Raw genomic sequence first — 9,857 nt, 5'->3', positions numbered from 1 at the left:
CCATCGACCGGACCACCTACAAAGCAGCCATCAACATCACCATGCTCACAACCAGCACTTGACGCCCCGGCCCCGCCCTTAACTGAACGGCGTTGCTTCTAGCGCTCGCTGCCGCACGGTCACGGTCACCGCGTTCAGAGGAAATGCGTGGGCGAGACGGTAGTTGCTCAGGACGTCCCGCGCCTCCTGGATCTCCTCGGGCGTGCCCGTCCCCTTACCGATCATCCGGCTCGCGCGTTGGACGCGCTTGTTCGAGTTCTCAGGGACCACCCACTTCTTCATGGTCGCGACCGTACAGGGCCGCGCCGACGCCCGCCTGCGGTTATCGCCGCGGTCGGCGCGGCCCTTTCCGGAGATCGAGGAGACCGTCCGGCGGCTACCGGTCGATACGGACGCACGGCCGTCGGGATCTTGGCGGAGCCCGACGGCCGTGCGGGAGTGGCACGGGTGTGGCACGGCCGTGATCATGGCGAAGGGCCAGTTCGAGGTGATCAAGCCTCTGAACTGGCCCTTAGTCGTGTGCCCCCGGCAGGATTCGAACCTGCGACACCCGCTTTAGGAGAGCGGTGCTCTATCCCCTGAGCTACGAAGGCAAGGCAGCGCACGCATGACGAACACCGCCGCCGACAGTGTAGCGGGTGGTCGTTTGCGGGGCCGGGGAGTTATCGCCGGGGCCCGGGGTGGCGCCGGTGCCGGGTTCCAGGACCCGAGAGTCATGTCCGCTCCGTGGCCCCGGGCTCGAGAGCCGGGCCGCTTCGTGGCCCCGGGCACGACAGCCCCGTAAACCCCGCGTGACCCGCACCCGGTACACCCCGGCTCACGACCCCGAGAGCCATGCCCGCTTCGTGCCTCCCTGGCCCGAGAACGGGCCCGCTTCGTCCCCCTGGCCCGAGAGACGGCCCGCTGCGTGGCCCCCGGCCCCCCGACACCCCCGTCACCCCCGCGTGACCCGCACCCGGTACACCCCCTCCACCCCCACCCCCGCCACCGCGATCGTCACCCCGCGTCCCGGGTCCTTGAACGTCTCGCCGGGGGAGAACGGGGCGTCGGAGAGTTCGGCGTGGACGTTGGGGCTGCGGGTGCAGCCGCCGCTGTCGCGTTGGGAGTCGTAGACGCGGATGGGGCCCTGGCCGGTGTCGATGTCGGCGTCGACCTTGTAGATGAGGACGCCGGGGCGGCAGATGGACTCGTCGTTGCCGCCCCGGGTGCGTAGTTCGACGGCGTAGCCGGTGCGTCTGTCCAGGGGGACGAAGACCAGCTTTGCGCCGCCGCTGGTGGAGAGGGGGGTGAGGGCGTGCTCTGTCGTGCCCTGGGTCGCCGCGCAGCTGATCTGGGTCGTGTCCAGCCAGCCCAGCTTCCATTTGTGCCAGCCGAGGAAGTCGTTGTTGGCCCCCCAGTCCTCGCTCATGATGTCCCAGTGGCCGACCGCGCCCCCGCCCTCCTGGGTGTAGAGGTCGGGCAGGCCGAAGACATGGCCGTTCTCGTGGGGGAGGACGCGGTAGCCGGTGCGGTCGTAGGAGCCGGAGCCGTCGTCCTGGCGGGAGTAGACGAAGGAGGCGTTGGCGACGGGGACGCCGTCGGCGACCGGGGCGTCGCCGTTGCCGGCGAAGGTCACCGACAGGACGGTGTCCAGGGCGGAAGGGCCCGCGTTGGGGGTGACCAGGACGTTCAGGAGGTCGTATGAGCGGAAGTCGACCCGGGGGTCGGCCGAGGCGACGATGTCCTCGACCAGGCGGCGGTAGCCGGGGTCGAAGGGGGCGCCGCGCTCTATGCCGTACTCGGCGAACGGCTTCGGCATGCGCAGCCAGCCGGTGATCGGGGCCTCGGGGCGGTAGTCGAGGCGGCCGTAGCTGGCGGTGCGGAACCAGTGCTGGGTCTGCGGGAAGAACTCCTGGAAGCGGTCGAGTGCGGGTCCCTCGCCGGGGGCGTCGGAGAAGTCGATCATGAGAGTGAGGGCGCGGACCGTGCCGGTGGAGGGGGAGTAGCCGGTCCGGGTCGGGACGCCCTCGGACATCTGGACCTCGGCGCCGCCGTTGATCATGCAGGGCCCGAGGGCCGAGGAGCGCGCCAGCGCCGCGGGACCCGGGCCGGACGCCGTGCCGCCGAGCGTGAGGCGGCCGGCGCCCGCGGACGTGCTGACCGCGAGGGTCAGGGCCGTCACGGAGGCGAGGGCGGCGGCGCGGCGCGGGCGTATGCGGCGGCGGGTCGGCTGCGGCTGCATGCGGGGCCCTTCGGTCTCCGGGCAGCCACCGGTCACCGGCTGCACCCTTTTGATCACCCTGTGCCGCGTGATCCGGGCGCGCTCGCTGGAGGAGACCGATCGTGCGATCCCCGCTCAGGCGTTTGTGATTCAGGTCACATGAAATCTCTCGGAAGTCGGGAAATAAGCGGGGAGCCCATCCCCGTTTAATCGTGCGTACGGCGAAACGGGGATCCAGTCCCCGGATCGACTCGCCGGACACCGGAGCGGCACCCGACGTCCCGCCCCAGACACCCGGGCGGCACCCGACGTCCCGCCCGGACCGAGAACGAACCGAGCAACTACCGAGCACCGACCGAGACCGACCGAACGATCCGATCCGAGCCGAACGATCCGAGCCGAACGAACCGAACCGAGGAGTACGCCGTGACGACGACCGCCGCCACCCCAGTGCGCCGCCCGGCGATGCGGCTGCGCGCCGACGCCCTGCGCAACCGGGAGCGGATCGTCTCCGCCGCCCGCGAGATGTTCGTCGAGTTCGGCCCCGATGTGCCGCTCGACGAGATCGCCCGCCGGGCCGGCGTCGGCAACGCCACGGTGTACCGCAACTTCCCCGACCGCGACGCGCTGGTGCGCGAGGTCGTCTGCTCCGTCATGGACCGTACGGTCGCGGCGGCCGAGGACGCGCTCGCGGAGACCGGGGACGCCTTCGAGGCACTGGAGCGCTTCACGCACACGGCCGCCGACGAGCGGATCAGCGCGCTGTGCCCCATGGTCCAGAGCACCTTCGACAAGAACCACCCGGATCTGGAGGCCGCGCGCCTGCGCTGCGAGGAGCTCGTCGAGGCGATCATGGACCGCGCCAGGGAGGCCGGCCAGCTCAGACCCGATGTGGGCTTCGGCGACCTGATGGTCGCGGTGGCCCAGCTCAGCAGGCCCCCGGCCGGTGCCGCGTGCCTGGACACCGACCGCTTCGTCCACCGTCATCTGCAGCTGCTCCTCGACGGGCTGCGGGCCCCGGCCCGCTCCACCCTGCCGGGGACGGCCCTGACCATGGAGGACCTGCGCAAGCCCTGACCGATCAGTTCAGCGCTCCACTCCAGTCACCACTGCCGCCGAGCTCACGGCACCCGCCGTCGAGTCGTCCCTGACCACGTCTTCTTTCACCTGACACCTCTTGATTTGTCCATCACGAAGTCCCGAAGTGGGTACCTCCATGTCTGAAACAGCCTCCAAGGCCTCCCCGGCGGCCTCTCTCGCACCCGATCCGGGTCGCTGGAAGGCCCTCGTCTTCATCGCGCTCGCGCAGTTGATGGTGGTGCTGGATGCCACGATCGTGAACATCGCGCTGCCCTCGGCCCAGCAGGATCTGGGTATCTCGGACGGCAACCGGCAGTGGGTGGTGACCGCGTACGCGCTGGCGTTCGGTGGTCTGCTGCTGTTCGGCGGCCGGATCGCGGACCTGTGGGGCCGTAAGCGCGCGTTCGTGATCGGGCTGGCCGGTTTCGCGGCGGCCTCCGCGCTGGGCGGTGCCGCCACCACGGGCGCGATGATGTTCGGTGCGCGTGCCCTGCAGGGTGTGTTCGGGGCGCTGCTGGCGCCGGCCGCGCTGTCGCTGCTGGCGGTGATGTTCACCGACGCCAGGGAGCGTGCCAAGGCGTTCGGCATCTACGGTGCGATCGCCGGCGGCGGTGGCGCGGTGGGCCTGATCCTGGGCGGGTTCCTCACCGAGTACCTGGACTGGCGCTGGACGTTCTTCGTGAACATCCCGTTCGCGGTGGTCGCGGCGGCGGGCGCCTGGTTCGTGATCCGGGAGCCGCGGGGCGGCCGCAACCGCTCCTCGCTCGACATTCCCGGCGTGATCCTGTCCACCCTGGGTCTGGTCTCGCTGGTCTACGGTTTCACCCGGGCCGAGTCCGACGGCTGGAGCGACTCGCTGACCGTCGGCATGTTCGTCGCCTCCGCGGTGCTGCTGCTGTCCTTCGTGCTGGTCGAGTCGAGGGTGAGGGCCCCGCTGCTGCCGCTGCGGGTGGTCACCGACCGCAACCGCGGCGGTGTCTACCTCTCGCTGGGTCTGGCGATCATCGCGATGTTCGGCCTGTTCCTGTTCCTGACCTACTACCTCCAGGTGGTCAAGGGCTACTCGCCGGTCAGGACCGGTTTCGCGTTCCTGCCGATGATCGTGGGCATGATCACCGGCTCCACCCAGATCGGAACCCGGCTGATGACGCGGGTCGCGCCGCGTCTGCTGATGGGTCCGGGCTTCCTGGTCGCCGCGCTGGGCATGCTGCTGCTGACCCAGATGGAGACCGGCTCGTCCTACGCGGCGCTGCTGCTGCCCGCGATGCTGCTGCTCGGCCTCGGTATGGGCTCGGCGTTCATGCCGGCCATGTCGCTGGCCACCCAGGGTGTCAGGCCGCAGGACGCGGGGGTCGCCTCCGCGATGGTCAACACCTCGCAGCAGGTGGGCGGCGCCATCGGCACCGCGCTGCTGAACACGATCGCCGCGTCCGCGACGACCTCGTACATCGCGGACCGCATCGGCTCCGCCTCCAGCCCCTCGCAGCAGCGGCTCGTCCAGCTGGAGGGCATGGTCGAGGGCTACACCAGCGCCATCTGGTTCGCGGTCGGCATCCTGGTGGCCGCCGCCGTCATCGCCCTGACCCTCGTCAACGCCGGCAAGCCCGGCGGCAGCCCGGTCGCCTCCGGCGAGGGCGCTCAGGACGAGGCACCGGTCCCGGTCGTCGCCCACTGACCCACCGGTCCCGACGGAGGTACCCCACAGGGCCCGTTCGTACGGACGAGGAAGGGGACGCCTCGTCCGTACGACCCCCCGGACCTGCCCCGGCAGCGCCCAGCCGAAGGAGCTGGCGCCCCAACAGGCACTAGCGCAGCCAGGGCAGGTCCGCTCCCGCGTCCGCGGGCTGAAGTCCCTCGGCGACGATCTGCATGATCTCGCCGAGGGACTTCTGCTGTTCCGGGGTGAGCCGGTCGAACAGTGCCTGCCGTACGGCGGTGACATGGCCGGGCGCGGTGCGGCGCAGCACCTCGTAGCCGTCGTCGGTGAGCACCGCGAACTGGCCGCGCTTGTCCGAGTCGCAGTTCTCCCGGCGCACCCAGCCGTTCTTCTCCAGCCGGGCGATGGCGTGCGAGAGCCGGGACCGGGTGATCTTCGCGTCCATGGCCAGCTCGGTCATCCGCAGCCGCCGCTCCGGGGCGTCGCCCAGCCGCACGAGCAGGCCGTAGTAGATGTGCGGCATCCCCGCGTCGCGCTGGAGCTGGCGGTCGAGGTGGTCCTCCAGCAGGGTGGTTGCATGGAGGTAGGAGCGCCAGACGCGCTGCTCCTCGGCGGTGAGCCAGTGGGGCTCGCCGAAGGGCGTGCGATCGGCCGCGGCTGCGCCGGTGGGTGCGTGTGCCGTGTTCATGGGTCCACTGTACGGCCGTAGTCCTTGAAGTTTAAACAAGACTGGCTTACGCTCGTACCGACAGAAGCTTTAAAGTTCAAGCTCCATGCCCGGTGCCGGCTCGCTGGCTCGCCGGGTCGTCAGGTCCGTCAATCCGTCAGGTGCGTCAGTCCGTCAGGTGCGTCAGTCCGTCAGGCTTCCGGAGGGAGTCCCCGTCATGTCCGCCACCCAGGAGCGCATGCCCGCCCTGTACCTGTCCCACGGGGCCCCGCCGCTCGCGGACGACCCCGTCTGGCCCGGCCAGCTCGCCGCCTGGTCCGCCGGACTGCCCCGGCCCAGGGCGGTCCTCATCGTGTCCGCCCACTGGGAGGAGGCGCCGCTGGCACTCGGCGCGGTGGAGCCCGTACCGCTGGTCTACGACTTCTGGGGCTTCCCCGAGCACTACTACCGCGTCCGCTACGACGCCCCGGGCGCGCCCGAGCTGGCCGATTCCGTACGCAAGCTGCTGCGCGCCCCCGGCATGCCGGTGCAGGACATCCCCGACCGCGGCCTCGACCACGGGGCCTATGTGCCGCTGGTGGAGATGTACCCGGAGGCCGACATCCCGGTCCTGCAGATCTCCATGCCGACACTCGATCCCGTGCGCCTGATGGAGATCGGCCGCAGACTCGCGCCGCTGCGCGACGAGGGCTTCCTCATCGTCGGCTCCGGGTTCTTCACCCACAACCTGGCCGCGCTCCGGCACACCGGCGCCGGGGTCCCCGGCTGGTCGGCCGAGTTCGACGACTGGGGGCGGCGGGCGCTGGAGACGGGGGACGTGGACGCGCTGCTCGACTTCACGGCCAAGTCCCCGGCCGGGCGGCTCGCGCACCCGCGCACCGAGCACTTCGCACCGCTGTTCGTGACCATGGGCGCCGCCGACGCGGGGGGCGAGCTCGGGGAACAGAAGTCCGTGATCGACGGGTTCTGGATGGGGCTGGCCAAGCGGTCCGTGCAGTTCGGGTGAGTGGCGGATCGGCCGGCGGCAGTCCGGGTGAGGACCCGGACCCGGACCCGGACCCGAGCCCGGTCGACCGCTCGGCTCGTGCCGCCCGTGCCGCCCGTGCCGCCCATGCGGTCCGTGGGGTGCGTGCGGTCCGTGCGGTTCGGGTGAGCGCCCCGCGGGGCTACAGCTCCTTCTCGTACCAGGCCACGTCCCAGTAGCGGCCGAACTTGCGGCCCACCTCGCGGTACGTGCCCACATGCCGGAAGCCGAAGCGCTCGTGCAGCCGGACCGATGCCTCGTTGGGCTGGGCGATGCCCGCGTACGCCCGGTGCACGTCCTCGCCCGCGAGGGCCTGGAACAGCGCCTCGTAGAGCAGCGTGCCGATGCCGCGCCCGCCCGCGTGCGGGGCGACGTAGACCGTGACCTCCACCGAGGTCGCGTAGGCGGGCTTCGCGCGGAACGGGCTGGAGGTGGCGTAGCCCAGGACGTCCTGGGAACCGGAGTCCAGGGCAACCTTCAGCCGGTACGGCCCGTCTTCAGGGTGGGAGAGCAGCCAGGGGCGGCGCTCCCGCGCGGTGAAGACGCCGGTGTCAAAGGTGATGGGCGTCTCACGGACGTAGTGGTTGTAGAGGTCGGTGAGGGCCTGGAGGTCTCCCTCGACCCCCGGCCTGACCTGCACGTCCGATGGCTCCGACAGCATCCGATCCCCTCCGTGGCGGCACAGGGTACTGCATGATCAGAAAAATCGAGGACCAGGTTGGGAATTCTGTCCTGATTCCAGTCGTTGTTTCCTTCGGATGCCGGGCACCCGAGAAGAGTGGCCGAGTGTCCGGAACCGCCCGCTGACCTTCCCCCAGCGCCCTGAGGGCCTGGGGGGACCCCATTCGCAAGGGAGCACGCATGGCAACCCGTGCCGTCGCCCGTCGCAAGTCCGCCACCGGCGAGACCGCAGACGCGGCCAGCAGTGTTCGCACCCATGGCGGCGAGATCGCCGACCGCGACCTGGTCGGCATGTATCTCGACGAGATCGCGCGCACGCCACTGCTCGACGCCGCCAAGGAGGTCGAGCTGTCGCAGACGATCGAAGCGGGTGTGTTCGCGCAGCAGGTCCTCGACGGGTGCGAGGAGTCGAAGGCGGACGCCACCCGTGAGGAGCTTCAGGCCCTGGTCGACGAGGGCGAGCGCGCGAAGGACGTCTTCATCCGCTCCAACCTCCGGCTGGTCGTCGCCGTGGCGCGCCGCTACCCGCGCAGTGGTCTGCCCCTGCTGGACCTGATCCAGGAGGGCAACGCCGGCCTGGTGCGCGCGGTCGAGAAGTTCGACTACTGCAAGGGCTTCAAGTTCTCGACGTACGCCACCTGGTGGATCCGTCAGGCCATCACCCGGTCCATAGCCGACCAGTCCCGCACCATCCGTCTGCCCGTCCACCTGGTGGAGGAACTGGGCCGGATCCGGCGCGTGCAGCGCGAGTTCAACCGGGACCAGGGCCGTGAGCCGGAGCACGCGGAGATCGCCGTGGAGCTCGGCACCACGCCTGAGCGCGTCAGCGACGTCCTGGACTGGGCCCGCGACCCGGTCTCGCTGAACATGTCGGTCGACGACGAGGGCGAGACCCAGTTCGGCGACCTCCTGGAGGACACCTCCGCGGTGTCGCCGGAGCAGTCGGTGCTGACCCTGCTGCGCAGCGAGGAACTGGACGGCCTCATCGGCCGCCTCGACCAGCGCACGGCCTCGATCATCAAGATGCGGTACGGCATCGACGACGGCCGGGAGCGCACGCTGACCGAGGTCGGCAAGGAGCACGGGCTGACCCGTGAGCGCATCCGCCAGATCGAGAAGCACGCCCTGCTGGAGCTGAAGAAGCTGGCCCATCAGGCCGGCTTCGACGCGGCGGCCTGACGGACGCGACCGGGGCCGGGGCCGGGTCCGGGTTGTTCCGGGGGTTGTCGCTCCGATGCGCATCGGGCGCCCGGCGCGGGTCCGCCGTGGCCGACAGGGGCGTACGCCGGGTGGCGTGAGGCCGCGCGAACATGGCTGTGTTCCGTCGCTTCAACCCCTGGGGCGGCGGGAACAACCCTTCAGGGCAAGCGGGTTCGCACCGGGTGTGCGGGGCGCGGCCCCAAGGGGCCTGGTGCGCAGGACCGTTCCGCCTGTGACCTGAGGCCTCGGTACCACCGTCCGATCGCGAAGGCTTTTCGTCCACGTCCCGACGCACTCCCCCCGGTGCCGGGACTTTCCCGAGCCGGGCTTCGGCGCCTCTCCCCCCTGAGCGCCGGGGCCCGGCTCTTTCGCGTACCGGGCGCGGCGACGGGTGGTGCGGGTCTCTCGCGGCCAGCGGCGGATGCGCGCCGGCCGGAACGGCGTGGGAGCGTGGAATGACGGGGCACCCCGGACCTGAACCCCGGGGTGGCCCGCCGGATGGCAGATTGTGCCACATCGGCATAGCCTGCCGACGTGAGCAGCACCACCTCCGAGCAGAACCGGCCCGGTTCCCCCACATCGCTGACCGAGCGGCGCAAGGCCGAGACCCGCATGGACATCGCCCGCGCGGCCGCCGGACTCTTCGTCAGCCGTGGCCTGAAAGCCACCCGCGCCGAGGACATCGCCCAGGTCGCAGGCATTGCCCCCCGTACGTTCTACCGCTACTTCGCCTCCAAGGAAGAGGCCGTCGCGCCTCTCTACGCGGCCGGTGCGCAGCGCTGGGCGGAGGCCGTGCGCGAGGCCCCGGCCGGACTGGACCTGCCGCAGGCCCTGGAGCACGCCGTACGGCACACCCTGCAGCCCGGTGTCGGTGTCTCGGCCGCCTCCTGGGAGTGGGTGCGCACCCTGATCCGGCTCGCGGACTCCAGTCCCGCGCTGCGCAAGGTGTGGGCGGAGGTGTGCCAGGCCTCGGAGGAGACGCTGGGGGAGGTGCTCGTGGAGCGGGCCGGGGTGAGGGACGCGGGTGACTCGGCGGACGGTGTGACGGGCGAGGTGGCGGGTGCGTCCGGTGCGGACGGTGTGACCGGCGAGGTGACGGGCGCGTCCGGTGCGGACGGTGGTGACAACGTTGCCCGGAGTGATGAGGGCGTCGGGGCCGAAGGGTACACCGGGCGGCGGTTCCTGGCCGCCGTCGCCGGCGCCGCCGTACGGACGGCCGTGCAGGAGTGGGCGGCCGGTGACGCTCCTCCCGGGGGAGCGCGGGGGCCGGCGGCGCTGGCCCTGCGGAACCTGGAGGCGCTGAAGGGGTTCGACTGGCGGCCGCGCTAGCACGGCCGCCTCCTCCGAC

At 71.1% G+C, this 9,857-nt stretch carries 9 protein-coding genes and 1 tRNA gene; 5 read left to right on the top strand and 5 right to left on the bottom strand.

Features of this window, described 5'->3' with window-relative positions; genetic code table 11:
* Positions 1–78 precede the first annotated feature (78 nt).
* From ABZZ79_RS21870 to ABZZ79_RS21860, 3 genes are all read right to left on the bottom strand, one after another.
* Positions 79–282, bottom strand: coding sequence for a hypothetical protein (locus ABZZ79_RS21870; protein WP_356691154.1), 204 nt, complete (start codon positions 280–282; stop codon positions 79–81).
* 238 nt (positions 283–520) lie between these two features.
* Positions 521–593, bottom strand: a tRNA-Arg gene (locus tag ABZZ79_RS21865).
* A 341-nt stretch (positions 594–934) separates the two neighbouring features.
* Entirely contained in the window at positions 935–2,221 is a 1,287-nt protein-coding gene (locus ABZZ79_RS21860; protein ID WP_356691152.1) for a M6 family metalloprotease domain-containing protein, read from the bottom strand.
* Between the two features lie 444 nt (positions 2,222–2,665).
* Between ABZZ79_RS21860 and ABZZ79_RS21855 the strand changes: the two genes are divergently transcribed.
* Positions 2,666–3,277: a helix-turn-helix domain-containing protein gene (locus ABZZ79_RS21855; RefSeq protein ID WP_356691184.1), complete on the top strand. Its 612-nt coding sequence runs from the start codon at positions 2,666–2,668 to the stop codon at positions 3,275–3,277.
* 139 nt (positions 3,278–3,416) lie between these two features.
* The gene (locus ABZZ79_RS21850; RefSeq protein ID WP_356691150.1) at positions 3,417–4,955 is read left to right on the top strand and encodes an MFS transporter; all 1,539 of its coding nucleotides are present in this window, start codon (positions 3,417–3,419) and stop codon (positions 4,953–4,955) included.
* A gap of 130 nt (positions 4,956–5,085) precedes the next feature.
* Here the strand turns inward: ABZZ79_RS21850 and ABZZ79_RS21845 are convergent, their stop codons facing one another.
* Positions 5,086–5,625, bottom strand: coding sequence for a MarR family transcriptional regulator (locus ABZZ79_RS21845; RefSeq protein ID WP_356691148.1), 540 nt, complete (start codon positions 5,623–5,625; stop codon positions 5,086–5,088).
* 196 nt (positions 5,626–5,821) lie between these two features.
* Between ABZZ79_RS21845 and ABZZ79_RS21840 the strand changes: the two genes are divergently transcribed.
* Positions 5,822–6,610, top strand: coding sequence for a class III extradiol ring-cleavage dioxygenase (locus ABZZ79_RS21840; protein ID WP_356691146.1), 789 nt, complete (start codon positions 5,822–5,824; stop codon positions 6,608–6,610).
* Between the two features lie 160 nt (positions 6,611–6,770).
* Here the strand turns inward: ABZZ79_RS21840 and ABZZ79_RS21835 are convergent, their stop codons facing one another.
* A complete protein-coding gene (locus ABZZ79_RS21835) occupies positions 6,771–7,289 on the bottom strand; it encodes an N-acetyltransferase family protein (protein ID WP_356691144.1) in 519 nt (172 codons plus the stop codon).
* Between the two features lie 200 nt (positions 7,290–7,489).
* Here ABZZ79_RS21835 and ABZZ79_RS21830 point away from each other — a divergent pair, with 200 nt between their 5' ends.
* Together ABZZ79_RS21830 and ABZZ79_RS21825 are read left to right on the top strand one after the other, a co-directional pair.
* Positions 7,490–8,488 (top strand): sigma-70 family RNA polymerase sigma factor, encoded by a 999-nt coding sequence (locus tag ABZZ79_RS21830; RefSeq protein ID WP_356691142.1) that lies wholly within the window; start codon positions 7,490–7,492, stop codon positions 8,486–8,488.
* Positions 8,489–9,121: 633 nt separating this feature from the next.
* Positions 9,122–9,838 carry a TetR family transcriptional regulator gene (locus ABZZ79_RS21825; protein ID WP_356691182.1) on the top strand — a complete coding sequence of 239 codons (717 nt, stop codon included), beginning with the start codon at positions 9,122–9,124 and terminating at the stop codon, positions 9,836–9,838.
* The last annotated feature ends 19 nt before the right edge of the window (positions 9,839–9,857 follow it).

The sequence above is a fragment of the Streptomyces sp. NPDC006458 genome (assembly GCF_040612135.1).
GTDB lineage: Bacteria > Actinomycetota > Actinomycetes > Streptomycetales > Streptomycetaceae > Streptomyces.
The sequence above is the reverse complement of the archived record's forward strand: the minus strand, read 5'-3'. Positions and strand labels throughout refer to the sequence as shown.